Source organism: Streptomyces sp. NBC_00286 (assembly GCF_036173125.1).
GTDB lineage: Bacteria > Actinomycetota > Actinomycetes > Streptomycetales > Streptomycetaceae > Streptomyces.
In genome coordinates, this window is the sequence record NZ_CP108054.1 from 3,498,210 (window position 1) to 3,524,334 (window position 26,125).

The 26,125-nt window shown below is 68.7% G+C and carries 30 protein-coding genes; 22 read left to right on the forward strand and 8 right to left on the reverse strand.

Translation table 11 applies throughout. The features are described 5' to 3' along the window. Positions 1-91 precede the first annotated feature (91 nt). The 4 genes from OHT21_RS15760 (at position 92) to OHT21_RS15775 (ending at position 4,601) form a co-directional block, all read left to right on the forward strand. Positions 92-616, forward strand: a complete 525-nt coding sequence (locus OHT21_RS15760) for a PadR family transcriptional regulator (RefSeq protein ID WP_328768943.1) — start codon at positions 92-94, stop codon at positions 614-616. Continuing rightward, positions 613-1,299, forward strand: coding sequence for an ABC transporter ATP-binding protein (locus OHT21_RS15765; RefSeq protein WP_328768944.1), 687 nt, complete (start codon positions 613-615; stop codon positions 1,297-1,299). Before OHT21_RS15760 ends, OHT21_RS15765 begins: the two co-directional genes overlap by 4 nt. Beyond that, the gene (locus OHT21_RS15770; RefSeq protein ID WP_328768945.1) at positions 1,296-3,629 is read left to right on the forward strand and encodes an ABC transporter permease; all 2,334 of its coding nucleotides are present in this window, start codon (positions 1,296-1,298) and stop codon (positions 3,627-3,629) included. Before OHT21_RS15765 ends, OHT21_RS15770 begins: the two co-directional genes overlap by 4 nt. 423 nt (positions 3,630-4,052) lie before the next feature. Further along, positions 4,053-4,601, forward strand: a complete 549-nt coding sequence (locus OHT21_RS15775) for a carboxymuconolactone decarboxylase family protein (protein WP_328768946.1) — start codon at positions 4,053-4,055, stop codon at positions 4,599-4,601. Between the two features lie 172 nt (positions 4,602-4,773). Here the strand turns inward: OHT21_RS15775 and OHT21_RS15780 are convergent, their stop codons facing one another. The 4 genes from OHT21_RS15780 to OHT21_RS15795 form a co-directional block, all read right to left on the reverse strand. After that, a complete protein-coding gene (locus tag OHT21_RS15780; RefSeq protein WP_328768947.1) occupies positions 4,774-6,165 on the reverse strand; it encodes an AI-2E family transporter in 1,392 nt (463 codons plus the stop codon). 125 nt (positions 6,166-6,290) lie between these two features. Further along, positions 6,291-7,013, reverse strand: a complete 723-nt coding sequence (locus tag OHT21_RS15785; RefSeq protein ID WP_328768948.1) for a transglycosylase SLT domain-containing protein — start codon at positions 7,011-7,013, stop codon at positions 6,291-6,293. Between the two features lie 400 nt (positions 7,014-7,413). After that, positions 7,414-8,739 carry a PhoH family protein gene (locus OHT21_RS15790; protein WP_328768949.1) on the reverse strand — a complete coding sequence of 442 codons (1,326 nt, stop codon included), beginning with the start codon at positions 8,737-8,739 and terminating at the stop codon, positions 7,414-7,416. A 534-nt stretch (positions 8,740-9,273) separates the two neighbouring features. Then, positions 9,274-10,047 carry an isoprenyl transferase gene (locus tag OHT21_RS15795; protein ID WP_328768950.1) on the reverse strand — a complete coding sequence of 258 codons (774 nt, stop codon included), beginning with the start codon at positions 10,045-10,047 and terminating at the stop codon, positions 9,274-9,276. Positions 10,048-11,421: 1,374 nt separating this feature from the next. On the opposite strand from OHT21_RS15795, the gene OHT21_RS15800 reads away from it, so the two are divergent. The 3 genes from OHT21_RS15800 (at position 11,422) to OHT21_RS15810 (ending at position 13,425) form a co-directional block, all read left to right on the forward strand. Then, positions 11,422-11,757: a DUF192 domain-containing protein gene (locus OHT21_RS15800; protein ID WP_328768951.1), complete on the forward strand. Its 336-nt coding sequence runs from the start codon at positions 11,422-11,424 to the stop codon at positions 11,755-11,757. 79 nt (positions 11,758-11,836) lie between these two features. Beyond that, complete coding sequence (locus OHT21_RS15805; RefSeq protein WP_328768952.1) at positions 11,837-12,988, forward strand: winged helix DNA-binding domain-containing protein; 1,152 nt, start codon at positions 11,837-11,839, stop codon at positions 12,986-12,988. An 89-nt stretch (positions 12,989-13,077) separates the two neighbouring features. Further along, complete coding sequence (locus tag OHT21_RS15810; protein WP_328768953.1) at positions 13,078-13,425, forward strand: ArsR/SmtB family transcription factor; 348 nt, start codon at positions 13,078-13,080, stop codon at positions 13,423-13,425. 9 nt (positions 13,426-13,434) lie between these two features. On the opposite strand, the gene OHT21_RS15815 is transcribed toward OHT21_RS15810, so the two are convergent. From OHT21_RS15815 to OHT21_RS15825, 3 genes are all read right to left on the reverse strand, one after another. Then, on the reverse strand, positions 13,435-14,220 hold the full coding sequence (locus tag OHT21_RS15815; RefSeq protein ID WP_328768954.1) for a class I SAM-dependent methyltransferase: 786 nt from the start codon (positions 14,218-14,220) through the stop codon (positions 13,435-13,437). A 114-nt stretch (positions 14,221-14,334) separates the two neighbouring features. After that, positions 14,335-15,207, reverse strand: coding sequence for an LLM class flavin-dependent oxidoreductase (locus OHT21_RS15820; protein ID WP_328768955.1), 873 nt, complete (start codon positions 15,205-15,207; stop codon positions 14,335-14,337). Positions 15,208-15,439: 232 nt separating this feature from the next. Then, positions 15,440-15,730: a GntR family transcriptional regulator gene (locus tag OHT21_RS15825; protein WP_443050371.1), complete on the reverse strand. Its 291-nt coding sequence runs from the start codon at positions 15,728-15,730 to the stop codon at positions 15,440-15,442. Positions 15,731-15,873: 143 nt separating this feature from the next. On the opposite strand from OHT21_RS15825, the gene OHT21_RS15830 reads away from it, so the two are divergent. The 15 genes from OHT21_RS15830 to OHT21_RS15900 all read left to right on the forward strand — a co-directional run bounded on the left by OHT21_RS15830 (position 15,874) and on the right by OHT21_RS15900 (position 25,086). Further along, positions 15,874-16,170, forward strand: coding sequence for a hypothetical protein (locus OHT21_RS15830; protein ID WP_328768956.1), 297 nt, complete (start codon positions 15,874-15,876; stop codon positions 16,168-16,170). Continuing rightward, complete coding sequence (locus OHT21_RS15835; RefSeq protein ID WP_328768957.1) at positions 16,167-16,505, forward strand: hypothetical protein; 339 nt, start codon at positions 16,167-16,169, stop codon at positions 16,503-16,505. Before OHT21_RS15830 ends, OHT21_RS15835 begins: the two co-directional genes overlap by 4 nt. Positions 16,506-16,606: 101 nt before the next feature. Next, positions 16,607-16,978, forward strand: a complete 372-nt coding sequence (locus tag OHT21_RS15840; RefSeq protein WP_328768959.1) for a type II toxin-antitoxin system RelE/ParE family toxin — start codon at positions 16,607-16,609, stop codon at positions 16,976-16,978. Further along, entirely contained in the window at positions 16,978-17,286 is a 309-nt protein-coding gene (locus OHT21_RS15845) for a helix-turn-helix domain-containing protein (protein ID WP_328768960.1), read from the forward strand. Before OHT21_RS15840 ends, OHT21_RS15845 begins: the two co-directional genes overlap by 1 nt. A gap of 29 nt (positions 17,287-17,315) precedes the next feature. After that, positions 17,316-17,552 carry a hypothetical protein gene (locus OHT21_RS15850; protein WP_328768961.1) on the forward strand — a complete coding sequence of 79 codons (237 nt, stop codon included), beginning with the start codon at positions 17,316-17,318 and terminating at the stop codon, positions 17,550-17,552. Between the two features lie 24 nt (positions 17,553-17,576). Beyond that, a complete protein-coding gene (locus tag OHT21_RS15855) occupies positions 17,577-17,768 on the forward strand; it encodes a hypothetical protein (RefSeq protein WP_328768962.1) in 192 nt (63 codons plus the stop codon). A gap of 290 nt (positions 17,769-18,058) precedes the next feature. Continuing rightward, positions 18,059-18,550, forward strand: coding sequence for a hypothetical protein (locus OHT21_RS15860; RefSeq protein ID WP_328768964.1), 492 nt, complete (start codon positions 18,059-18,061; stop codon positions 18,548-18,550). Positions 18,551-18,597: 47 nt separating this feature from the next. Continuing rightward, entirely contained in the window at positions 18,598-19,623 is a 1,026-nt protein-coding gene (locus OHT21_RS15865) for a hypothetical protein (protein ID WP_328768965.1), read from the forward strand. A gap of 18 nt (positions 19,624-19,641) precedes the next feature. Next, a complete protein-coding gene (locus OHT21_RS15870; RefSeq protein ID WP_328768966.1) occupies positions 19,642-19,941 on the forward strand; it encodes a hypothetical protein in 300 nt (99 codons plus the stop codon). After that, on the forward strand, positions 19,941-21,119 hold the full coding sequence (locus tag OHT21_RS15875; protein ID WP_328768967.1) for a hypothetical protein: 1,179 nt from the start codon (positions 19,941-19,943) through the stop codon (positions 21,117-21,119). The genes OHT21_RS15870 and OHT21_RS15875 overlap by 1 nt, the downstream gene beginning before the upstream one ends. A gap of 109 nt (positions 21,120-21,228) precedes the next feature. Further along, a complete protein-coding gene (locus tag OHT21_RS15880) occupies positions 21,229-21,873 on the forward strand; it encodes a hypothetical protein (RefSeq protein WP_328768968.1) in 645 nt (214 codons plus the stop codon). Beyond that, entirely contained in the window at positions 21,870-22,550 is a 681-nt protein-coding gene (locus OHT21_RS15885; protein ID WP_328768969.1) for a hypothetical protein, read from the forward strand. The genes OHT21_RS15880 and OHT21_RS15885 overlap by 4 nt, the downstream gene beginning before the upstream one ends. Positions 22,551-22,552: 2 nt before the next feature. Further along, complete coding sequence (locus tag OHT21_RS15890) at positions 22,553-23,455, forward strand: hypothetical protein (RefSeq protein ID WP_328768970.1); 903 nt, start codon at positions 22,553-22,555, stop codon at positions 23,453-23,455. Positions 23,456-23,693: 238 nt separating this feature from the next. Further along, positions 23,694-24,212 carry a hypothetical protein gene (locus OHT21_RS15895; protein ID WP_328768971.1) on the forward strand — a complete coding sequence of 173 codons (519 nt, stop codon included), beginning with the start codon at positions 23,694-23,696 and terminating at the stop codon, positions 24,210-24,212. 226 nt (positions 24,213-24,438) lie between these two features. Continuing rightward, positions 24,439-25,086 carry a dihydrofolate reductase family protein gene (locus tag OHT21_RS15900; protein ID WP_328768972.1) on the forward strand — a complete coding sequence of 216 codons (648 nt, stop codon included), beginning with the start codon at positions 24,439-24,441 and terminating at the stop codon, positions 25,084-25,086. 284 nt (positions 25,087-25,370) lie between these two features. Here the strand turns inward: OHT21_RS15900 and OHT21_RS15905 are convergent, their stop codons facing one another. Then, entirely contained in the window at positions 25,371-25,976 is a 606-nt protein-coding gene (locus tag OHT21_RS15905) for a hypothetical protein (protein WP_328774094.1), read from the reverse strand. Between the last annotated feature and the right edge of the window lie 149 nt (positions 25,977-26,125).

Sequence of the window (26,125 nt, forward strand, 5' to 3'; positions counted from 1 at the left end):
TCGGCCCCGACCTGCACTCCCGTACGCCCTGCCGTGGTCTACACACGGCGCGTATACACGCGGTGTATACGCGGTGTGTAGTGTGCTCCGCATGTCCATCGGTCACACCCTTCTGGGGCTCCTGGAGTCGGGACCGCGTCACGGCTACGACCTGAAGCGGGCCTTCGACGAGAAGTTCGGTCACGACCGGCCGCTGCACTACGGCCAGGTCTACTCGACGATGTCGCGGCTGCTGAAGAACGGCCTCGTGGAGGTCGACGGCGTAGAGGCGGGCGACGGTCCGGAGCGGAAGCGGTACGCGATCACCGAGGCGGGCGTCACCGACGTCCAGCGGTGGCTCGGGACGCCTGAGAAGCCCGAGCCGTATCTCCAGTCGACCCTCTACACCAAAGTCGTCCTCGCGCTGCTCACGGACCGCAATGCCGTCGAGATCCTCGACGCGCAGCGCTCCGAGCATCTGCGCATGATGCGGATCCTCACCGACCGCAAGCGCAAAGGCGATCTCGCCGACCAGCTGATCTGCGACCATGCCCTCTTCCACCTCGAGGCCGATCTGCGGTGGCTGGAACTCACCGCCGCCCGCCTCGACAAACTCGCCGAGGCGGTGATCCGATGACCCCCGAAGGTTCCCTGCTCGCGGCCGTCGACCTGCGCAAGACGTACGGACCGACCGCCGCGCTGGACGGCGCGGAGTTCTCCATCCACCCCGGCGAAGTCGTCGCGGTGATGGGCCCGTCCGGCTCCGGAAAGTCGACCCTGCTGCACTGTCTCGCCGGGATCGTGATGCCCGACTCGGGCTCGATCACGTACGACGGCCAGGAGATGACGACGATGAACGACGCCCGGCGCAGCGCGCTCAGGCGCTCGGAGTTCGGCTTCGTCTTCCAGTTCGGCCAGCTCGTACCGGAGTTGAGCTGCGTGGAGAACGTGGCCCTGCCGCTGCGCCTGAACGGCACCAGCCGCAAGGCGGCCGAGCGCACCGCCCTGCAGTGGATGGAGCGCCTGGAGGTCGACGACCTCAAGGGCAAGCGGCCCGGCGAGGTCTCCGGTGGCCAGGGACAGCGCGTCGCCGTCGCCCGCGCCCTTGTCACCAGCCCGCGTGTGCTGTTCGCCGACGAGCCCACCGGCGCGCTCGACTCCCTCAACGGTGAGCGTGTCATGGACCTGCTTACGGACGCCGCCCGGTCCGCCAACGCCGCTGTCGTCCTCGTCACGCACGAGGCTCGCGTGGCCGCGTACTCGGACCGCGAGATCGTCGTACGGGACGGGAAGTCGCGGGATATGGAGCGCATCGTATGAACCTGCGGGGGTGGGCCCGTGACCTGGGCCTGGGGGTCAGGTTCGCGTTCACCGGCGGACGTGAGGGGTGGGTCCGGGCCCTGCTGACGGCCACCGGCGTCGGGCTCGGCGTGGCACTGCTGCTACTGACCACCGCGATCCCGAACGCGCTGGCGGTGCGGCAGGACCGGGAGGACGCTCGCAGCGACCTCCACTACGGCGACACCCTCACCGGGGTGCCCAGGTCGGACCGTTCGCTCCTGATCGCGCACTCGAATACGACCTTCCGTGAAAAGGACGTCCGGGGGCGGGAGTTGAAGCCGGAAGGGCCGCGGGCCCCGCTGCCGCCCGGCCTCGAGGAGTTCCCGGCGGACGGCGAAATGGTGGTCTCCCCCGCGCTGAAGGAGCTTCTGGAGTCCGACTCCGGAAAGCTGCTGCGGGAGCGGCTGCCGCAGCGGATCGTCGGCACGATCGGCGAGAGCGGGGTGATCGGCCCGGCCGAACTCTCCTTCTACCGGGGCTCCGACGGACTCACCGACCCGGGCAGTCGTAACGGGGTGGCTCGCATCGACCGGTTCGGGCCCCAGCAGGAGCCGGAAGCGATGGACCCCGTCCTGCTCCTTCTGATCCTCGTGGTCTTCGTAGTGCTGCTGATGCCGGTCGCCGTGTTCATCGCCGCGGCCGTACGGTTCGGCGGCGAGCGGCGCGACCGGCGGCTCGCGGCTCTCAGGCTGGTGGGCTCCGACAGCCGGATGACCCGGCGGATCGCCGCCGGTGAGGCGCTCGCGGGCGCGGTGCTCGGGCTGGTCCTCGGTGCCGGATTCTTCCTGATCGGACGTCAGATCGCGGGCTCGGTCGAGGTCTACACCGTCAGCGTGTTCCCGAGCTATCTCAACCCCACTCCGGCACTGGCCCTGCTGGTCGCGGTGGCCGTTCCGGCGGCCGCGGTCCTGGTGACCCTCTTCGCACTGCGCGGGGTCGTCATCGAGCCACTCGGCGTGGTGCGCACGACCCGGCCCGCGCGGCGCCGACTGTGGTGGCGGCTGCTGCTGCCGCTGGCCGGACTCGCGCTGCTCTACCCGATGGTCGGGCAAGGCCGGGACAACGGCGAGTTCAACCAGTACATGGTGACCGCCGGTGTCATCCTCCTGCTGGTCGGCATCACAGCGCTGCTGCCCTGGATCGTGGAAGCGGTCGTCGCACGGCTCGGCTCCGGCCCGGTCGCCTGGCAACTGGCCGTACGGCGCCTGCAGTTGAGCAGCGGCACGGCGGCCCGCATGGTCAACGGCATCGCCGTGGCGGTGGCCGGCGCGATCGCCCTGCAGATGCTGTTCGCCGGCATCGAGGGCGACTACACGAAGGACTCTGGCCAGGACACCACGCGCGCCCAGATGTCGGTTCGCCTGCCGAGCGAGGTCCCCATCGCCGAGGCCGACCGGCAGTTCCAACAGACCAGGGGCGTACGGCACACGCTCGCCCTGTCCGACGGTTCGGTGGCCGACCGGCGGAAGGACCCCGAAAACTCCGCGAACCTGACTGTCGGCGACTGCGCGGCGCTGCGCGAGGTGGCCAAGCTGCCCTCATGCCGCGACGGTGACGTCTTCACCGTCCAGAACGCCGAGCAGGACACGGGGGTGCCGCTGTTGGGCAAGCCCGGCCGGAAGCTCTACATCGACCCGTCGTACGGCGACTCCCCGGGCAAGGAGGTCGTCTGGGCTCTGCCCGAGGGCATCAGGCAGGCCACAGAGGGCAATGACCCGTCAGGGTGGGGGCGCGAGGGCATCCTGGCCACCCCGGGCGCCCTGCCCACGAAGGCCGCGCCGGCCCTCACCGGCGGGGTCTACCTCAGGCTCGACTCGTCGGTGCCGGACGCCCGCGAGTACGTACGGAACACGGCTGCCCGGTTCGACCCGCTCGCGGTCCCCATGACCATGTCCGCGACCATTCAGTCCCCGCGCTTCGCGTCCATCCGTACGGGCCTGTTCGTCGGCGCGGCCTGCGTCCTGCTCCTGATCGGCGCGAGCCTGCTCGTCTCCCAACTGGAGCAGCTGCGCGAGCGCAAGAAGCTCCTCTCCGCCCTGGTCGCCTTCGGTACCCGGCGCCGCACGCTGAGCCTGTCGGTACTGTGGCAGACGGCGATCCCGATCGCACTCGGCCTGGCCCTCGCCTCGGCGGTGGGTCTGACCCTCGGTGCGGTCCTGCTGAAGATGTCGAGCGCCTCGGTACGCGTCGACTGGCCGAGCGTCCTCGCGATGACGGGCATCGGCGCGGGGGTCGTCCTCGTGGTGACGCTGTTCAGCCTGCCGCCGCTGCTGCGGCTGATGCGACCGGAGGGCTTGCGCACGGAGTGATATAGGGGGCTCCGCCCCCTATGACCCCCGCTCCTCAAACGCCTGAGCGGCTGAAATACGGCCGGAGGGGCCGCGCACCGAGTAGGTACAGGGGCACCGCCCCCTGTACCCCCGCTCCCGCAAAGCCGGAGGGGCGGGAAATACGGCCGGAGGGACAGCGCACCGAGCAGCCACAAGGGCGCCGCCCCCTGTCCCCCGCTCCCCAAAAGCCGGAGGGGCTGAAATACGGCCGGAGGGGCCGCGCGCCGAGTAGGTACAGGGGCACCGCCCCCTGCCCCCCTCCCCGCTCCCCAAAAGCCGGAGCGGCGGAAATACGGCCGGAGGGACAGCGCACCGAGCAGCTACAAGGGGCACCGCCCCCTGGACCCGCTTCCCAAAGTGCCGGAGGGGCTGAAATCAGCCCCTCCGGCATAGTGTTGCCGCATGGCTCTCGAGGCGCTGACGTCCGCGATTCCCGACTACGCCAAAGACCTGCGGCGGAACCTCGACTCCGTGATCGGCGACAGCCCGCTGCCCCAACAGCGGCTCTGGGGCACGGTGTTGGCCTGCGCGATCGCCTCGCGCTCGCCCCGTGTGCTGCGTGAGGCGGCTCGGGAAGCCGCCGCGGCGCTGTCTCCCGAGGCGTTTACGGCCGCCAAGTCCGCCGCCGCGACCATGGCGATGACCAACGTCTTCCACCGGACCCGGCATCTGCTCTCCGATCCGGAGTACCGGAACCTGCGGGCCGGACTGCGTACGAACGTTCTCGGTCACCCGGGGGTCGACAGGACGGACCACGAGTTCTGGTCCCTCGCCGTGTCCGCCGTCAACGGCTGCGGCGACTGCCTCGACTCCCACGAGCGGGCGCTCCGCAAGGCCGGCGTGGACCGCGAGACGATCCAGGAGGCGTTCAAGATCGCGGCGGTGGTCCAGGCGGTGGCGGTCACGCTGGACGCGGAGGCGGTGCTTAGCGCTCCGCTGGAAGAACGGTGACAAAATCCGCGGGCCGGTGGGGGCTGGTCGCTCCCCCGCTCTCGGCTCCTCCCCCATGAGCGGGGGACCCCCCATCGCGGCGGAGCCGCACATGTCACAGCCCCGCGCCCCTTACGGGGCGCCGTACCGCACCGGACTTCACCGAGGCCGCCCAGCGGAGTAGCCCCGAGAGCTACTCCGCTCGCGGCGTATCCGAAGGCGGCGCCTCCGCCGGGGCCGCAGCCGGAGTCCCTGCCGGAGGCGGAGTCGGCGGCGGAGTCGGCCGCGGGCCCGCCCCGGGCGCCGCGTCCGTCGCCGTTGCCCCGTGCGGCGCCGGAGAGTGCCGTAGCGACGCCTCTCGGGAGTGGGCGCGCAGGTAGCCGACCACCGTGTTCGTCACGGCGACCAGTGGTACCGCCACCACCGCGCCGCCGATCCCCGCTACCAGGCCACCCGTCGCGACCGCAAGCACCACCGCGAGGGGATGGACGCGTACCGCGCGGCCCAGGATGAAGGGCTGCAGGATGTGGCCCTCGATCTGCTGGACCGCCAGTACGACGACCAGGGTCATGACGGCCGTGAAGACGCCCTGCGTCACCAGCGCGACCACCACCGCCAGCGCCCCGGACACGACGGCGCCGACGAGCGGGATGAACGCGAACAGGAAGATGAACACTGCGAGCGGCACGGCCATCGGGACATCGAGGAAGAAGATGCCGAGACCGATGAAGACGGCGTCGATCAGGGCCACAAGGACCGTGCCGCGTACGTAGGCGGTGAGTGTCCGCCAGGCGCGTGGGCCCGCGCCCGCGACGCCGGGGCGGGCGGCGGCCGGGACGAGCTTGAGCGTCCACTGCCAGATCCGTTTGCCGTCGTAGAGCAGGAACAGCGTCGAGAACATCGTCAGGAGGATGCCGGTCAGCGCCTCGACGATGACCGTGACGCCTTCCAGGCCGGCCGAGGTGATCTCGTCGGTGTTCTCGCTGATCGCCTCGCGCAGGTTCTGCGCGATGTCGTTGATCTGGTCCTCGGTGACATGGAAGGGGCTGTTGAGCAGCCAGCGGCGCAGTTCGTCGATGCCGTCCTGGATCTCGTCGGAGAGGTTGTCGATGTTCTCCATGACCTGCCAGGTCACGAACCATCCGATGAGCCCCATGATGACGAAGCCGAGGATCGCGGTGAGCGCGGTGGCGAGCCCGCGCGGCACCCCGTGCCGCTGCAGCCGGGCCACCGTGGGCTGGAGCAGCGCGGTGATGAGCAGCGCCGCCACGAAGGCGAGTACGACGAGTTGTACGGCGCTGATGATCCGCATCAGCACCCAGAGGGTGCCCGCGAGGACGAGCAGCCGCCAGCCGGCCTCGGCGGCGACCCGCATCCCCCACGGCACGGCCGCCGCGGGATCGGGGCGGGGAGGGGCGACGGCAGGGGCGTACGAAGGCGGGGGCGGTACGTGCTCGGGAGCGGGGGCCTCGGAGTCCTCCTGGATGTCCTTCTCGGCCTCGGCTCGGCGCCGCTCCTCCAGGCGCTCTCCCAGGCGGGTGAACCCGGCACCGACGCGGCCGAGCCACCCAGGCACTCGCGACATGATCCGTCCTCTTCCCCCTGAGCCGCCCACCACTCCCCCCTGGAGTTTTCGGCTCCGACCGTACATGCCGGAAGCCCCTCACCGAAGGACGGTGAGGGGCTCCGCGAGGTTGAGCGGCAATCGGCTCAGTACCAGTTGTTGGCCTGCCAGAAACTCCAGGCCCCGCACGGGCTGCCGTACCGGCTGTCCATGTAGCTGAGGCCCCACTTGATCTGGGTGGCCGGATTGGTCGCCCAGTCCGCGCCGGCCGAGGACATCTTGGAGCCCGGCAGCGCCTGCATCAGACCGTAGGCGTCGGAGGTGGGGTTGTCAGCCTTGTAGTTCCAGCTCGACTCGCGTTCCACGATGTCGCTGAAGCACTGGAACTGGTCCGCCGGGACCATCTGCCGTGCCATCGCCTGGACATCCGCGACGCTGTACGACGCCTGGGGCGCGAAGCTGGACGAGTCACGCGTCGCGGAGCGGCTGGCAGCCTCCTGCCGGGCCTTCTCCCGCTCCTTCGCCTCCTGCGCGGCCTTCTCGGCGGCCTTCTGCTTGGCGACGGCGTCCTCGGCTGCCTTCTTGCGCGCGGCTGCCTCGGCGTCCTTCTTGGCGGTGGTGTCCGCCGCGATGGCCTGAGAGTCCGCCTGCTGTGTCAGGGATGCGGTCTGCACCTGGGCCTGCTGGCCCGCGGGGATGTCCGCGAGGAGCGTCGAGCTGCCGACGAGTGCCTCGGCGTCTTCCGACGGGGCCTGCGTGGTATTACCCGAGGCAACACCGACAACACTGCCGACAGTGGTGACCGCGGTGGCCGAGGCCACTGCGAATCCCCGGACCGAAATCCGGCTCACACGGTTTCCTTCCAGCATCGCCCGCCGCGGTGACCCTGGCGGACGCAATCGTGCCCCTGGCACTGGCCTCCCAACAGCGGGGTCACGGGAGGCGCGGGCCCGGTGGGCAACTCCCTTGCGGGGAGCGCCGCTTGGTGCTCGGGCGGCATACGACGACGTTATGGAGTTCTGGGGGTACTTCTGTTGTGCCGTACCGCTGGGGGTACAGGTGTGTCGTATGCGGGGCCTGACAGGACTGAGACTCTGCCGTAACCCGACGGCGGGAGGCAATTCTGTGGTGCGTGTGAAAGGTCACACCTTGTTTGGCCCAGGAGATATTCGGAAACCCGCACATGCCGAGGCGCCGCCCAACTAGGCTCAGTGCCTTTGCTGGACGGCGCCAACTAGCGCGTAACCGCTATGAAGTTGAGCACTTCGGTCAGATCTGCCCGTCCTCGAGCATTTCCGTCACCAGTGCCGCAATCCGGGACCTCTCGGACCGGGTGAGGGTGACATGCGCGAAGAGCGGATGCCCCTTCAGCTTCTCGATGACGGCGACGACTCCGTCGTACCGGCCGACCCTGAGATTGTCCCGCTGGGCCACGTCATGGGTCAGAACGACCCGTGAATTCGCCCCGATCCGGGACAGAACGGTCAACAGGACGTTCCGCTCGAGGGATTGAGCCTCGTCCACGATCACGAACGCGTCGTGGAGGGACCGGCCGCGGATGTGCGTGAGCGGCAGGACCTCCAACATGCCGCGCGCGGTGACCTCTTCGATGACCTCGCGGCTGGTGACCGCCGACAGCGTGTCGAAGACCGCCTGCGCCCACGGGCTCATCTTCTCGGCCTCGGTGCCGGGCAGATAGCCGAGCTCCTGCCCGCCCACCGCGTACAGCGGCCGGAAGACCATCACCTTCTCGTGCTGCCGGCGCTCGAGCACGGCCTCCAGGCCCGCGCACAGGGCCAGCGCCGACTTGCCGGTGCCGGCCCGGCCGCCCATCGACATGATCCCGACGTCCGGGTCGAGCAGCAGATCCAGCGCTATACGCTGCTCCGCGCTGCGCCCCTTGATGCCGAAGGCCTCCCGATCGCCGCGTACGAGACGGACGTTGCCCTCGGCCGTCATCCGGCCCAGTGCCTTGCCGCGCTCGGAGTGGATCGTCAGCCCGGTGTGCACGGGCATCTCGGCGGCTTCGGGGACGAAGACATGCCCCTCCTCGAAGAGGATGTCCACCTGCTCGCCCGGCAGCGTCAGTTCGGACATTCCGGTCCAGCCGGAGGAGTCCGTGACGGCGAGCTCCGCGCGGTACTCCTCGGCGAGGAGGCCGACGGAGGACGCCTTGATGCGCAGCGGCAGGTCCTTCGACACGACCGTGACATCGAACCCCTCGGCCTGCAGATTGCGGGCGACCGCGAGGATGCGGGAGTCGTTGTCCCCCAGGCGGTAGCCCGTGGGCAGCACGCTGGGGTCCGAGTGGTTGAGCTCGACACGGATCGTCCCGCCCAGGTCCCCGATGGGAATGGGGGCATCGAGGCGGCCGTACTTCACGCGGTAGTCGTCGAGCAGACGCAGGGCCTGCCGGGCGAAGTAACCGAGTTCGGGATGGTGCCGCTTGGCCTCCAGTTCCGTGACCACGACGACGGGGAGCACTACTTCATGCTCGTCGAAGCGGTTCATGGCGTGCGGGTCGGCCAGCAGGACGCTGGTGTCGAGAACATAGGTGCGCCGGTCTGGCATACGGCGCTTTGTGCTGGTCACCACGGAAGGACGTACCCCCTCGGATGAGGTCGGGGAGCGACGGAGAGGAACTGGACCGGTCTCTGGCACCGATGCACGGGCCGAGGACCGGCCCTCCGCTTCGTCCGTACTGACCGCACGGTCGGGCTGGTGCAAAGGGCCTCCCGGGCGGACGGCCCCGTGCCGTCCGCTGAGATACGACACCCGTGGTTCGGGTGTCGACCTGGAAGGCTTATGCCCTGGATGAGGCGCGGCCATGCCACGGCATATGACGGCGAGCGCGTTAACTCCAGATGACATACGTCACGGGTGGCGCCCCCGCAGCGTTTCATCGGCACCCCGTAGGGGCGCGGGGCGTGACACTTTGCGGCTCCGCCGCGATGGGGGTTCCCCCGCTCATGGGGCCCCCGCTCATGGGGGTCCCCCCGCTCGAGCGAAGCCGAGAGTGGGGGAGAAGCCGAGAGTTGGGGAGAAGCCGAGAGTGGGGAGAAGCCGAGAGTGGGGAGCGACCAGCCCTCACCGGCCCGCGGCGAACGAACCGCATATCCAGCGGAGCGCCTAGCCTCCGTAACGCCGGTGTCGCGCCGCGTAGTCACGCAGGGCGCGCAGGAAGTCGACCTTGCGGAAGGCCGGCCAGAAGACCTCGCAGAAGTAGTACTCGGAGTGCGCCGTCTGCCAGAGCATGAAACCGGACAGCCGCTGTTCGCCGCTGGTGCGGATCACCAGGTCGGGGTCGGGCTGGTCGCTCGTATAGAGGTGCTTGCCGATCATGTCGACGTCGACGCTCTCGGCGAGCTGCTCGATCGAGGTGCCTTTGTCCGCGTGGTCGAGGAGCATCGAGCGGACGGCGTCGGCGATCTCCTGGCGGCCGCCGTAGCCGATCGCGACGTTCACCACTATTCCGTCGACATGGGCCGTGGACTGCTCGGCCTCCTTGAGGGCGGTCTGCACATGCGAGGGCAGGATGTCCGCCGTACCGACGTGGTGGACGCGCCAGCGGCCGTCGGAGGCGAGCGTGCGGACGACGTTCTCGATGATCCCGAACAGCGGGACCAGCTCTTCCTGCGGCCGGTCCAGATTGTCCGTGGACAGCAGCCAGAGGGTGACGACCTCGACGTCGGTCTCCGAGCACCAGCCGAGGAACTCCTCGATCTTGTCCGCGCCGGCGCGGTGACCCTGGGCCGTGGTGCTCCCCGCCGCCTTCGCCCAGCGGCGGTTGCCGTCCATGATGACCCCGATGTGCTTGGGCACCTGGTCGTGGTCGAGGTGGACCTCCACCCTGCGTGTGTAGACCCTGAGCAGCAAGCGGCGCAGGTTGTCGCGCAGGTTCACGTTATTAGTCAGCCCCTCCGTGCAGATGGCGATCCCCCGAGGGCGACACCCTACCGCTGTGGGGGCTGGGGATACCCGGGTGTGCGCCCTGCGCGTGGGCCGAGGGGCGGTTTTCCGCCCCCGCCGCCCTTACCCGTCCCATACCAAGGGGCTCCGCCCCTGGACCCCGCTGGGGGCTGCGCCCCCAGACCCCCTCGGGGCTGCGCCCCAGACCCCCCACGGGGCTCCGCCCCGGACCCCGTTCCGGGGGCCAGCCCCCGGGCCCCCGCTCCTCAAACTCCCCCAGCTACCGCTGGGAGGTTCCCCCAGAGGTGCCCCCAAGGGGCTGATTTTTGCGCGGCCATCGCCCGAGGTCCGGGTTTGGCGCAGCCCCGAGCCGCGCGGCGGCACCGATCGCCCGAAGTCTGGAACGGCGTGGCCGAGCCGTGTCAGCGCAGGCCCGCACCAATCAGCCCGTCCGGCGCTTGAGGACGAGGCCGTTCAGGCTGATGGGGTTGGGGGCGCCGCCCTGCGCGCGGCCCGTGGACGGATACCCGCTCGGGGCCCATGGGCGCAGCCCCTGACGCAGGCCGGGGCCGATCGCCCGAGGTCTGATCGGCGCGGCCGAGCCGTGTCAGCGCAGGCCCACATCAATCAGCCCGTCCGGCGCTTGAGGACGAGGCCGTCCAGGCCGACGGGGGGTCCGGGGCGAAGCCCCGAGCGGATCCCCGGGGCGCGGCCCCACCCGGGGCCCGTGGGCGCAGCCGCTGACTGCCGCCGGGGTCGGGGCCGACCGCCCGCGGTCTAAAACGGCGCGGCCGAGCCTCGCCAGCGCAGGCCCGCACCAACCAGCCCGTCCGGCGCTTGAGGACGAGGCCGTCCAGGCCGACGGGGGGTCCGGGGCGAAGCCCCGAGCGGTGCCCGTGGGCGCACCCCTTGACGGGGTCCGGGGCGGAGCCCCGAAGGGGGTCTGAGGGCGGAGCCCCCAGCGGGGCGCGGGGCAGCGCCCCGGGATGGGGCGGGTAAGGGCGGCGGGGGCGACAACACCCAGCCCCACCCGGATGCGGACAAAAAACGGGCCGGTCCGTGGGGGGGAGACGGACCGGCCCGAGGGGGGGGTTCCACCATAACCCTTCGTAAGTGCTGCTGCGTGCATCTGCATGAGATAACTACTCTCCGAAACCATCCGACAACGCCGGGGTGAGTGCGGAGACGTTCATTCAGGGCCTGATCATGGCCGAATCACAACGGAATCCAAGGAGAACGAGTGGGATGAGGAGGAATTCAGGGGTTTCTGACCGCTTGCGGGGTCTTCGGTGCCATGTTCTCCGGAGTCCTCCACAAGGGTGAACCGCCCACGAACCCCACTTGACGCCAGTCGCTAACTTCGCAGCCATGCCCACCTTCACCACCCCGGACACCCCGACCCCCATCCCCCTGGAACTCGCCGAGTCCCGCCGCGCCCGACGCCGCGGCCTCCTCGGCCGCGATGGAATCGACGGTGCGCTCCTGCTGACGCCCGCGAGCGCGGTGCACACGCTGGGAATGCGGTTCGCGATCGATGTCGCTTACCTGGACCGGGAGTTACGGGTCCTGGCGGTGCGGACGATGCGTCCGGGACGTATCGGACGGCCCAGGTTCCGGGCCCGGCATGTGCTGGAGGCGGAAGCCGGCGCGATGGAGGGGTGGGGCCTGCGGCTCGGGGTGCGGGTCACCGTGCGGGACTTCTGAGCGAGCCTTCCAGGTCCCGCTCACGCGCAGCGCGCACAAAGAGGACAGACTGACCTCATTCGGGACTAGCGTCACCACCATGACACCGAGGATCACCTGGGACGAGGCAAGCGCCCGCCGCTATGAGCGACAACTGCTGCGTACGCCCGCACCACCCGGCACACCACCCGCCGAGGTCGTAGCCACCCTGCTCGCCACCCACGCCCAGGTCCTCTCCGCAGCCGAACTCTCCGTGGGCCTACGACTCGACGGCGCCACCCGGCAGGACGTACGCGCGGCCCTGTGGGACGACCGCAGCGTGGTGAAGACGTACGGCCCGCGCGGCACGATCCACCTCCTCGCATCCGCAGAACTCCCCTTCTGGAGCGCCGCGTTGACCGCGATCCCCGAGGGCCCGAGCCCATTCCCGCAGGATGTGCGGATGACGCCCGCGCAGGAGGACGAGGTGGTCACCGCGATCGGTGACGCCCTCGCCGGGAAGCAGCTGACCATCGACGAACTGACGGAGGAGGTCGTCGCGCGCACCGGGCCCTGGGCCGGTGACCTGGTGATGGAGGCGTTCCAGGGCAAGTGGCCCCGCTGGCGCCAGGTGATGCACCGGGCGGGCCAGTCCGGGGCCCTGTGCTTCGCCCCCAACCGCGGCCGCAAGGCCACGTACACCCGCCCGCCGCGCTTCGAGCCGCTGCCTGCGCAGGAGGCCCTCGCCACGCTCGTACGCCACTATCTGCACGCGTACGGTCCGGCGACCCCTCAGCATTTCGCCAAGTGGGTTGCCGGGCCGAAGAGTTGGGCCGCCGATCTGTTCGCCGCCCTGGCTGCCTCCGGCGGGATCGAGGAGGTCGACTTCGAGGGGTCGCCCGCCTGGGTCGTGGCGGGCGACACCGGCTTCCCCTCGGAGGGCGTACGCGGGGTACGCCTGCTGCCGTACTTCGACGCGTACACCATCGCCGCGCAGCCCCGGGAGCGGATGTTCCCCGGAGCCGCGTACCAGCGGGCCCTGGCGGGCGGCCAGGCGGGGAACTATCCCGTGCTGCTCGTCGACGGCGTGGTCGCCGGCGTCTGGCACCAGCGGCGGCAGGGGAAGCGGACAACGGTGACGGTGGAGGCCCTGGGGCGGCTGAGCGCGGCGCAGCGGCGGGAGCTGAGGGAGCAGGTGGACCGGGTGGGTGAAGTCCTCGGGGCCAGTGCGGAGTTGGTGGTGGGGAAGGTGACAGTCGGCCCGCACGCATAGCCGGCCCGCTTGTCGACCACCTCTCGACCACTTCTCGACCGTCGCGACGGTTTCGGCCGCTTGTCCGGCCGCGTCGTTACGATGACGTCATGGGCCACGGAGTCGATGAGAAGAGCACCCGCGAACGTCTGGACGCCGTAGGCGCCGTGGACGTCGCCGCCACGCTCCAGGCCCTGGCCACGCCCTCGCGGCTGCGCATACTGGCCCGCCTCCAGGAAGGCCCGTGCGCGGTCGGCGAACTCGCGGAGGCAGCGGGCCTCGAGCAGTCCGCCTGCTCGCATCAGCTCCGGCTGCTGCGGAACCTCGGGCTCGTCACGGGTGAGCGGCGGGGGCGGTCGATCGTGTACGCGCTGCACGACCACCATGTTGCCGAACTGCTGGACCAGGCGTTGCATCACGTGGAGCACCTGCGGCTGGGCCTGCGGGACGAGACCTGAGCCCCCGGTTCACGGCTTGCGGGCCTCGATGAGCTGGCGGGCGCTGTGGGCCACGAACGGGCCCTCCGCCTCTATCTGTTCGTGCAGGGTGCGCAGCCGGTCCCGGTACTGGTCGACGGTGAAGCCGGGCACCATCCACACGACCTTGCGCAGAAAGTGCACGACGGCCCCGATGTCGTAGAACTCCATCCGCAGTCGTTCCGCCCGCAGGTCGACGATCTCCAGCCCGGCGGCTTCGGCGTCGGCGCGTTCGCGGTCGGGGTGGCGGTCGGCGCTCTGCCCCTGCGGTTGCGGACCGAGGAAGTACTCGACCACTTCGTAGGCGCTCCTCGGGCCCACGTGCTGGGCGAAGTACGTACCGCCCGGCCTGAGGACACGCGCGATCTCCGCCCACTGCGGGGCGACCGGGTGCCGGCTCGTGACCACGTCGAACGTCTCGTCCGCGAACGGCAGCGGGGCGTCCTCCGGCGACGCGACGACGACCGCGCCGCGCGGGCGGAGCAGGGCGGTGGCCTTGGCGACGTTCGGCGGCCAGCCCTCGGTGGCGACGGTGAGGGGCGGGAGCCGGTCCGCCGAGTTGAGGACTTCGCCGCCACCGGTCTGAATGTCGAGCGCGGCTTCGGCCTTCGCCAGCCGCTCCCCCATGGCCCGCGCGTAACCCCACGACGGACGCGCCTCGGTGGCCCGCCCCTCGAACCAGGAGAAGTCCCAGCCCTCGGTGGGGGCGGCTTCGGCTTCGGCGACGAGGTCTTCGAAGGTGGTGGGTGACGGGGTTGAGTGGGCTGACTGGCTCATGAGGCTGATCGTGGCAGCGGGTCGTCTCGGCCGACGACTGGATTTTTCCGGCCACGACGACGGAACTCCCGCGTCACGGCTCGTAGCTGCCCCATGGGCCCACGGGTAATTGCCCTACAGAACGAGTGGCCGTACTTCCTCCGCCGCGAAGCGGACGAAGCCCTCGGGGTCCGGTTCGTCGCCAGTGGGCTCGAGGATGACAGTGTCGGCACCGGCGTCGACCAGGCGCTGTACGGCCTTGGCGACCGTACCGGCGTCGCCCGCGACTCCCAGGTCGGGGACCTTGTCCAGGCCGGCGACGGACTGTTCGGCCTTGAGGCGGGCGACGGCGTCCGGCCCGGTGGCGGTGAGGAGATAGACGACGACGCGGTGCGGGTCGGTACGACCGGCCGCCGCGCGGCCCTCGTCGATGAGCCCGCGCGCCTTGCGTACCGCCTCGGGCGGGTTGGCCTCGCTGAGCAGCGTGCCGTCGGCGGCCTCGCCGGCCAGGCGCAGGGAGCGGGGGCCGGTGACCCCGGCGAGGACTTCGGGGGCGGTGGGCGGCGGCCAGTCAAGCGCGACGTCATCCAGCTTCACGTACCGCCCGTCGGTGGTGACGCGCTCGCCGCGCAGCAGGGCCCGTAGCGCATCGAGATACTCACGCAGCAACGTGACCGGCGACTCGGCCCGCGCCCCCACCTGCCCCATCCAGTCCTGCACCCCGTGCCCGACGGCCAGCGTGAAGCGACCGGGAAACAGCCGGTCGAGGGTGGCTGTCTCCATGGCCGTGACGGCAACGTTCCGCAGAGGCACAGGCAACAGCCCGATCCCGACCCGAAGCCGCTCGCTCCAGGCAAGCGCGGCGGAAGCGGTGGCGATCCCACTCTCCAGAAAACAGTCCTCCCACAACCACAGCTCCTCGAGCCCCGCAGCATCGGCGACACGAACCACGTCTCGCAGCTTTTCGGGCGGCAACTGGGGGCGGAACACGGCACCGAGAGCAGTCATGACCTCTTCCTAACCCGAGATCGCGACAGGAACAACTGCTTTTGCGCCGCGCGCCGGCGTGCTGGTGTGGCGCAATCGCGGCGTAGCCGCCCGCATGTTCAACTCACTTGCTCCCCAAGGGAGATGACGATTACACCGATGGGAATGGGCGGCATGTGGCGGCGACGGACGCCGACTCCGGGACCGCACAGGCCCTGTCGGTGAATCGCGCATCGCCACAACGCTTTGCGGGTCACTCGTCGTCGGGGGCCTCCGGTTGCGGAGCTACGTACGTTCCCCGCTGCGGAACGGTGAAGACCAGCCCCTCCTCGACAAGCACCGCGATCGCGCGCCGGACGGTCGTACGCGCGAGCCCGTACTGCTGCACGAGCTGGGTCTCACTGGAGATGGCCCGGTTGGGCTGCCAGTCGCCCCGCGCGATACGGGCACGCAAGATGCCCGCAAGTTGCTGGTAGGGCGTAACCGGTCCCTCGTGATCGATTTCAGCGTCCGGCTGGAAGTTCATGATCAGGAAGCTACTCATACAGATAAGGTCTCTGTCATTGAGATACGTCTCTATACGTAGCGATACAAGTCGAGCTAAGTTGCTCCTCCAGAACCTGAAGACCCCGGCGACGGATTCCGGCCGTCCCGGGGCGTGGCCGAACGCTTCGAAGGAGCGCCGACGTGCTGGACCTTACTCTCCGACTCCTGGCCTGGATGCTGAGCATCTGCACGCCCCGCCCCCGAGGCCGTCACCGCCTCGGCTCGCTGCCACCGTTGCGATACCTCCCTGCCCCGCCGCCCCGTTTCACCGACCTGCTCGACGGCAGTACGTCCCGTCTCGTACGCCCTTACGTGCTGGACGCTGCCGAACACCGCCGCCAACGCGAACGCCGCCGCGCCCTCTACCTCGCCACCCTCGGCATCGACGTCGGCCCCACCCACATCCACGGCATCCGCGTACCGGCAGCCACCCGATGACGCGCCCCGCCATGCGGATGTGCGCCCGCTGCCACCGCACGACAAGCGAACCGGTACTCGTCCACGAGGTACACGCAGCAACAGGCCCCGGCTTCAACGTCTACGCCTGCCCCGACTGCGCCGACCACTACCCACCCATGACCGACCCACTGGAACTCCCAGGAACCCCTCGCCGGCGCTCCCGCATCACTCTCCGCGTCTACAAGGTCAACGCTGAGGGCGCCGTGACCGAGGACCGGGGTGAAGTCGAGGTCCTGGCCGGTGCTCGTACCGGCCCGGTGCCGCGTACGTCGGCATACCCGCCGTGCGGATGCCCGCACTGTCGGACGCAGTAGCTGTCGGGCGGCCTCCCACCATGCCCGGGCGTCGGCCAGGCGCCCGGGCATGGCTGACCGCCAGCACGAAGACTCGTAAGCCCAATACGAACGGAGCGAAAGTGCCGGAACCGCCCGACCTCTACACAATCGAAATTGAGCCTGAGGTGCGGGCGTGGCTGGAGGCGCTCACGCCTCCGGACTACAGGGCCGCCGAACGATTCGCCGATCGACTCGCGACCGACGGTCCGGCTCTGCCGTTTCCCTTGGCGAGCCACCTCGGCGACGGGCTGCGCGAGTTGCGCATCGGTGCATTCCGCGTGACGTACTGGCTGGCTCCCGGCCGGAGGGCAGTGCTGCTCACGGTTTTCCGGAAGACGAGGATGCGGGAGGCTGACGAAGTCCTGAGAGCGCAAAGAGCACGAAAGCGCTGCGAGGCCGAGCACCCTCCGGCGGGCGAACACGGCGTCTACAGTAGGGGCGAGGAGGCCTGATGAGCAGCGGATACCACACCACGTGGAAGGTCCCGTCCGAGCACCGCGAAGACCCCGCATACCGCGCCGCGGGGCGGCGGATGGACTTCGCCCAGGCGGTCTACGACCGGCGCTCGGCCCTGGGCTGGAGCACTGCTGAACTGGCGCGCCGGGCCGGGATGTCCGAAGAGAACATCGAGTCCATCGAAGAGAGCGGGGTCGATCCGACTCTCGAGCTCCTCGAGCAACTGGCAACCGCACTTGAGTCAGGTGCACGAATCGACCCACGCACCAGCCCCGAGTTCCGTTTCGAGGGACACGCTGCCTGAGCAGCGCCCCCCCAAGAGCGCGCACTGAGATGCCCGCACCCGGAACCCGCGCGGCGGGGGTTCCGGGTGCGGGCACGCGCTGTTGTACGCGGACGAGGCCGTGCCCTAACTGGACCGCCCAGCTGGACTCCGCACACGAGCCGGAATTCACCGGCGCCGAGACGCAGCTCACCAAGTACCGTGCCCACCTGGACTGGATGGTCAACGCAGCGCTGCCGCCCATGGCTTCGCGCGACCTCATCCGCAATGTCGCCCGCGAACTCTGAACTCTGAACTTCAAGGAAGACACCGTGACCGGCATCAACTGGGAAGACCCGTACTGCGGCGAAGGCAACAACTGCTTCCGCATAGGCACCGACGACCAGGACAACGCCTACATCGCCCTCGCCGGACAAGAGAACCACTACCTCACGGACACCCGCGCAGCGCTCCGCACCCTCATCCGCGACATCAAGGCCGGGAAGGCCGACCATCTGCTCTGATCCCAGTCCGTCTTGTGGTGCTCTATCTCATCTGCCCCATCGGCTAACAGGCCCCGCCCTGGTGTCACCATGCGGTCACGGATAGCGTTGGTTTGCTTGAGTTACCCCCCACCTCAACGGAGTTGACTGTGAACCGCCCTGCCCGGCTCGTGACGGCCGCGCTTACCGCATCCGCGGCCCTGCTGCTGACCGCCTGTAGCTCGGGAGGGGGTGATGACTCAGCCTCCAACAAGATCGAGGGCGCGGATCAAGGAGGTGGAAAGGCTTCCACTGAGGCCAGTGCGTCCGCTTTGCCAGGTGGTGCCGGGCAGCCGGAGATCAAGCTGCCGGACTCGTTCCAGATGAACTTCGAGGGCTGGACGAACAGCGACCCGAAGTTGCAGGCCATCATGGACGACGGCAAGGAAGCGCTGCGGGCAAACCACGCGGCGATCATCGAAGCCGACCCCGATGCCGACTACGTGGCCTTCTACAACTCGGGCGCCGCCCTGGAGTCCTCCCAGAAGTGGATCAAGGGCTATGTGGACGCTGACGACAGCCTGATCGGCAAAGCAAGGGTCTTCGACTCCCAGGTTCGCCTGAACAGCCAGGGGTTGGGTGTGCTCTTCTACTGCGTGGATGAAGGCGAGGCGTCCACCAAGAACCGTAAGACGAACAAGGTCGTGGGTACGCCCGCCGACGTGAGTCCGTACCTTCAGTACCGCACGACGCTGGAGAAAACCTCCGAGGGCGTGTGGAAGACCCGTTCAGTGGAGACCGAGCGGGGAGCGTGTGGCCAGTGAAGAGGACGAGTAGGGCCCTTTACCTGGTGTCAGCGGCGTTAGTTGCGATGATGACATCCGCCACGGCGGCATACGGCTATGGCGAGGGCGACGACGCGGCTCCCACCCCGCCTCCGCAGGGCCCCTCAGGCGGGTCCTCCGGCAACATGCTCACTGCGAGGGCCGACGCCACCAGCATCAAGGTCACGCAGGTCAGCGGCGGCAAGTCGGGCAGTTCCTCCAAGGGACTCGCCCCGGTGGACCCCAACTGGACACCCCCACCCTGCTGGTACGAGCCGGTCGCGACGCCTCAGCAGCTGAAGAACGGCGTGGAACAGCTCAAGAAGGGCGGGGACCTGGTGCGCGTCACTCCCTCGCTCAGCTGGGGCGAGGACCTGATGGTGAACCACTACGAAAAGGGCGACCAGCAGAGCGACGGCGAAGAGGGCTACAAGAACTTCAACGTCGGCAAGGACGGAATGTTCTGGCGCGGGGTCGTCAACAAGAACATGGCGAACGACATCGATGCGTACGACTGCGAGCGCACGCTGTTCTGGCAGGACGCCAACACCATCCCCGATGACGAGCGCGCTCCCACCCCGGACGTCCTCGCCGCATACGCCTACGACAAGATCCACGTCCCCGGCACCGACGTCGAGCTGAAGCCGGAAGCCAAGTCCACAGTGAACCTGCCTACTTGGGTGTGGCTGGACAAGGCCACCTTCAAGGACGTCAAGGTCCGCGCCGAACTCCCCAACACCGGTGTGTGGGCAGAGACCACCGCGAAGCCGGTCGCGCTGCATCTGGAGCCCGGTACCGAGGACGCCCAGACCTTCCCGGCCTCCGGCGACTGCGAGATCAACGACGACGGCTCGATCGGCACTCCGTACACCAAGGGCGACGCCGGCAAGACGCCACCGTGTGGCCTCACCTACCTGCGCGCGAGCAGCGGAGAGCCGTATCAGCTGACGGCATCTGTCACCTGGGAGATTTCCTGGGAAGGCTCCGGCGGTGCGGCGGGCGACCTGCCGAACGGCACGTTCGAGACGACCCAGGACATGAACGTCCAGGAGATCCAGTCCATCAACCGCTAGACCGCTGACGGGGGCACAGTGAGCGACATCTACATCGACTCCGCCGTACTCGAACGGGTCCGGAGCAACATCAAGCGCATCGGCGACATCATGGAACGCCCCGGCCGGGAGATGGACGAGGTCGACGGGAACGCCATGGGAGTCACCGAACTGGCCACGCGCATGAACGACTTCGGGGACGAGTGGTCGTACGGGATCAAGCAGATCAAGAAATTCTCCGGTTCGGCTGTCAAGACCCTCGACAAGATGCAGAGGGCGTTCGAGGAGATGGACGACAAACTCGAGCGCGAGCTGCGCAAGTCGCGTGAGGACCGCTGATGAGCGACCCGTTCGCGTGGGCCTCGCCTACGCAGACCTCTTCTCTCAAAGACCAGTTCCCGGCCCTCGAGTTCGTCCCGTGCCCGGGTGAGCCTCATACGGCCAAGCACGTGGCCGCCATCGTGAAGCGGACCGCCAAGGCGCTGGACGAGATATCGGACGTCCTGCACGGCACGGGCGAGGGTGACTGGAAGGGGCGCCACGCCGAGGAGTTCCGGAAGAAGTTCGACGACGACTTCCGGCCCAAGGTGGATGCGGCGAAACGGTCCTTCAGCAGGGCGGCGAAGGCACTGGGCGAATGGGCGGATGCGATGCCGGATTGGCAACGCAGGGCGCTGGTGCTGGAGGGCAGGGCGCAGGATGCCCGTGACGCACAGCGAGCGGCGAAGGAGAGGCTGTCCGGGCTGCCGCCCAAACCGCTGATCGACCTGCCGCCGAAGGACGACGCTGAAGCACGCAAGCGGGAGAAAACGGAGAAGGACAGATCCTCCGCGGAGCTGGCGGCCAGCACGGCGGACGCGGAACTCGAGAAGATACGGGCACAAGCCCGAAAGCTGGCGAGCGACTACGCCCTGGAGGGCCAGGCCATCGCGCGGCGCCTCGACAAGGCAATGGACATCGCACCGGACGAGCCGGGCGCGCTGGACAAGCTGGGCGACGCCATCGTGGACATCGGCAAGGCGCTGGGCAAACTCGACGACGTCATATCCGCGGCGGTCAGCGTGGCCGTGTCCGAAGCGGTCAAGTGGCTCTCGGAACACGCCTACTCCATTGCCGCACTCGGTGACGTGCTCGCGACCGTGAGCGCCGTGCTGGCCTCGATCTCGCTCGTACTCCTCCTCTTCTCCCCGATGACCGGCCCGGCGGCCCCCTGGTCGCCAGCGCCGCAACAGCAATCGGGGTCGGCTCAGGCGCCTTCGCACTTGGCGCACTGGGGTTGCACACCACCGCCCGGTCGGTCGGTGGCGACTCCGTGGTCTCCAACCGGACGCTGGTCCAGGACGCTCTCGGTGTGCTGCCATTCGGAGGTGCCTTCAAAGGCGTCTCGAAGACGATCGCTGCCAGCCGCGCGGGGGACACTGCGGCCAACTTCGGCCTGGTGGACACCGTCGCTGCTTTCATGGCCGATCCGACAGCACTTGGCTACTTCGCCCCGCAAAACACTCGCCAGAAGTTAGAACTCATTACCCCCGGCGGGGCGGGACCCTTTCTTGTCGCGTTCGAGAACGCCTGGAAGGCTGGCAGCGAGAAGGACCGGGCAGCTAGGCAAGAAAGGTGAATCGCACGGTGAAAGATGCAGAGATCCTGGCCCAATTCGACGGCCGGGGCCGTGCCGAGTTCCTCCTCGGTGGCTTCGAGGCCATGTCCTCCGACAAGATCACGGCGTTCGCCTTCGAGTTCGGCTACGACCTCTACGCGACCGAGACGCCGAGCAAGAGCACGATGCGCCTGATCTATGAACGCAACGACTCACCGACGGCTCGCCGACGTGCACAGCAGACTGTGGACCGGCTGCGCGCGGGCGGTCCGCTCCTGGCCCCATGGGCAGCTCCTGGTCCCCAGCCGGGCACGACCAGCCTCAAGTCGGCCATCGAGATCGCAGCGGTACGGCGGCGTCTCGCCGCTTACGAAGCCAGCGGGGCCAAGGGCCTTGTCGTCCTGACCGCGTTGCTCAGTCTTGGGTTCCTCGCCCTTGCATGGGTGGCGCGTGGCTCGCTGGGCGGAGTGATCATCCTGTCGATGGTGGCGGTCTGCTTGGCTGTGGTGGCCGTCTTGATTCCCCGGTGGCTGACACGTTGGTATGAGAAGAACCGGCAGCTGATACGGCTCTACGATCAACAGCGGCACGGGCACGTGGGTCCGCCCCCGCCTCCGCCCCCACACCCGAACGGTCCTGCTGATCGGCAGCCTGGTCAGGAAGGCGGGCCGTGATGCGAGTCAGCCTCTCGGTACCAGCCGAGTTCGAAGAGATACCCCTGGGCGCAGACTTCGAGACCGCTTGGTCCGAGGTGAACAGGCACAATGCACACACATCTCTGATGGGCACCCCCGACCAGGAACAGCTCAACGAGATGGCGCAGGCGCTGCAAAAGATCTCGTGCTTCCTCAACGAAGTCGGTGTGGTGTACGCGGCCAACTGCCTCCATTCCTTCCACGGTGAGCCGTCAATGGGCACGCTGGCCGTCGCCGTCCTGGACTTCCCCTACGGATCCGACCCCGCCACTGCAGCACGCGGAACCCTGCGAGGTGTCCTCGAATCACGGGGACCGGAATGGACGGGCTCCGTGATCGATACGCCGTGCGGACCAACTGCGGTCTTCACCGGGGGCCAGAGCTACGGGCTCCCTCCCGTCTTCTCACCGACCGGTGAGGCAATCGAGGTACTCACCGCCCAGTTTCATGCCATCACCCCGATCCCGCCCGAGGCCGAAGGAGAGGGCCGACGCATGTGTCTCCTCGCCTTCTCCACGCCCAACGTCGGTCACTGGGAGAAGTGCTACGCCCCGATCATGGCCGACGTGCTCCGGAGTCTTCGGTTCACGGAGGGATTTCAGGGCGCCGATAGAGCCGACCAATGCGCGGCGGAGGCGGCATCTATTGAGGGATAAGCATGAGCGCCGATACGGAGGGTGAGACTCGGGACAGGCGTACGTGGCACCCCATCGCGCTGGCAGTCGGGATCGGCTGCTACGTGCTCGCCGTGATAGCGGGCATGTCCCTGCTGATGGATCATGCCGGGTTCATGCTCCTGCTTCTCATGTGGATCGTGCACCTTGTGCTGCTCAGCCTGCTGATCCACAAGCTGGGGGCCAAAGAGTCGAGTGAGTATCCGGCGCTGTTCATCGTGATCCTGTCGGTGATCTGCGCGATGGCCACCGACGTGGCGCGCGACAACCTCACCCTTCAGGTGCGCGGCGAGAGGGTCACAGCCACGGTGGCGAAGGAACGGACCACCCCCGCTGCGGGACGCGAAGGTCCCCACTCCCTCTACACCCTTGAGAGACAGAACGGCACTCGGGTCCGAGGGCCGGAGATGAACTTGACATCGGACCCGTACGACGTCGGCCAGGTGTTGACCGTGATCGAGGATCCCGAGGGCGAGCTCGCACCGAGGACACTGGGCGACGTGGACGCCACCGGTGAGCTGATCGGCGCTGGAGCGCTCGCCCTCGCCGCACTCGGCTCCGTCGGCTGGATGACCTGGCGCGGATCCGACACCGCGAAGCGACGAGACGACAGGAAACCGTCGGCCGGGATGCGGAAGGTGTACAAGACCGTCACCCGCAACCACACCACACAGGACGAGCAGGAGGAGAAACTGCGCGAGGCCCTGCGCACGTACCCCGCCGACCGTCGCGGCTACATCAAGGTGCACCCCGAGGACTACCCGGACGTGTCTCAGCGCCGGGCCGCCCGGATCGCCTGGGAGGCGGGCCTGCGCGCGGAGGCGGCGGGCAACCGGGGCTCGGGGCGCTTCAGGGAGACGGTGAACGAGGAAGTCCCGCACGACTGAGCACTCGCTCTCTCCCTTTTGCCACGCTCGACGGCGGCTGGCAGCTCTGGCCGACGGTGGCTTTCAGCGTCATCGTCTACGTGGGCTTCTGGTACACGAACAGGCAGGCCCCCGCGCGTGGTTGAACTCGCGCCTCGATGAGAAGGTCGGCTGAGTCCACGTTTGCGACCCAGCCAACCCCCGGGAGCGGGATCAACTCAGTGGACGTCCGAGCAGGTCAGGTGACACGCTCCGCTGCGTGACCGCCCTTCGCTCCCTGGCCGAGTTCGGCTCCACCGCGGCCATCGGGCCGTTGCGCTGCGGCGCGACGCTCAACGAGATCGCTGCGACGCTCGGACCGCCGTGGGCTATCGGTCGCGTGAGCAAGCGGCGGCGTTGGCCCCATCTGTTCTCCTATGGAGACGCCGAGTTCTGCGTCTGTCGCTGCCGTCGCATCACGCTGATCAGTGTGCAGACTTGGCGCGACGCCATCGAGCTTCCGGTGCCGGGAACGACGACGCTCGCCACGTTCGCCGGGCATCTCACCCTCCATCAAGTTACGGCGGAGCTCGACGCAATCGGCTGCCGCCTGAGTCCCGTGACGCTCCACCAACCGCCCGGACAGCTCGCCCTGCGGGTCGAGGCGACAGGCGTCACGTTTACCTTCTGGACCGAGGACGACTCCGCGTCCCTCCTGAAGGGTGCCGGCCACTGGATCACAAGCCACGAGTGCACACCCCCGGCAACCGACGCTCCAGATGACGGCTTCGGCGAGTGATCGAACCGGCCCGGCCGGTCGACTGATGAAGTGCAACGTCCCGGAGCTTGACAATGAGACCCGCACATTAGCGAGGTGCCCAACAGGCGATCACCGAATCGCTCTCCGGTTCCGGGGTGCCGCTGGGCTGGCACCGGCGTAGGCCCGTATAGAGCGGCAGAGCAGGCTCGCGACGTCTACCGTAGGGACACAATCTCGTCCGGCAGAAGGACAGGAGTCGCCAGCCATGTCACTCGCCCGCGTCCATAACTTCGCCGTCTCGCTCGACGGCTTCGGCACCGGTGAGCCTCAGAGCCGTGACGCGCCGTTCGGCCACGCCGGGGAGCGGCTGCACGAGTGGATGTTCGCCACCGGGTTCTGGCACGAGATGACCCGCCAACCCGGCGGGAGCCGCGGTCTCGACGACGCCTTCGCGCGGCGGTTCGAGCCCGGGATCGGCGCGGAGATCATGGGCGCCGGGAAGTTCGGTTACCCCGGATGGCACGAGGACCCGGAGTGGAAGGGGTGGTGGGGGCCCAACCCGCCCTTCCACACACCCACCTTCATCCTGACCCACCACACCCGCCCGTCGATCGAGATGGAGGGCGGCACGACGTTCCACTTCCTCGACACGTCGCCCGCCAAGGCGCTCGAGGCGGCTCGCGAGGCCGCGGACGGCAAGGACGTACGCATCGGTGGCGGCGCCACCGTGATCCGCGGCTTCCTCGCCGCCGGGCTCATCGACCACATGCACGTCGTGGTGGTCCCGATCCTGCTCGGCCGCGGCTCACGCCTCTGGGACGGACTGGAGGACCTCGAGAAGGACTACGAGGTCGAGGCCACCTCCTCGCCCAGCGGAGTCACGCACCTGACGTTCACCCGGGCAGGGCTCTGAACCGCCTCGGTCATTCTTTGAAGCGCTCCTCAACGCCTGGGACGACGTGGGCCCCGAGTCGCGGGCCTACTGCCTTGCCTGGAACAAGTTCGGGGGCGTCGAGTCACCGGGCTGGATGCGCTGACGTGGCCGAGGGTTGCAGGACGTCTCCGGCAGCGGCGGCACCACAGTCGCCACTGCCGGAAGTCCGGAATCGGCCCGGACGACATGGCCGGTCAACCGGGCGAGGGCGACCTGGACCGGCTGCAGCGGTCGGGCCAGCGAGGTGCAGGCGGCGCCGATTCTCAGTTGGTCCAGACGACCGGGCTGTCGCGGTACGCGTCGCCCTCCTTGAACGCGGCGCCGATGATGGGCGAGCTTTTCGTGGCGCTGAGCGCGCAGGTCTCGTACGACGCACCCTTGGTGGTGAACTCGGTGGGCGCGGCCTCGCGGTCGCACTTGCCCGGAATGTCACCGAACAGTACGACGCCCGTCCCGGCGCCACCTTCCAGCACACCGTCCAGCTTCAGCGACGCGTAGGCCAGGTCGGTGCCGCCGACGTTCTCCACCTTCATCTTGATGAAGTAGGGCGTCATTCCCTTCGCCTTCTCACCGAAGGCGGCCATGTCGGCCTCGGCGCCCTTCTCGATCGCCGTGACGGTTACGGCGATGGTGCCCTTCTTCTCGCTCGTGTACTCGAAGGGCAGGACAGCCCTGTCGCCGACCTTGAGTTCCGTGCCCGGCGCGGCGACGTCACCCTCGGCCGGCGGGGCACTGTCGTCGCCGCTGTCGGCAGCCGGGCTCTCGCTGCTCGGCGCGGACGAGGCCGGGGCCGGGGCTGACGCCGCCGGCGAATCCTGCGCCACCGGCTCTCCCCCGTCGCCGGCGCAGGCCGTAAGCCCGAGCCCCATGGTGGCCAGAGCAGCCGCGAACACGATACGTCCCTTGTGCACTACTACTACCTCACTGGTAACGAGAGCTGTCCGATACGGCAGCTTGGAACAGTCGATGGTTTCCAGAAATGACCGACCACACAGCCGGACATGCCAGAGCGGCTTCA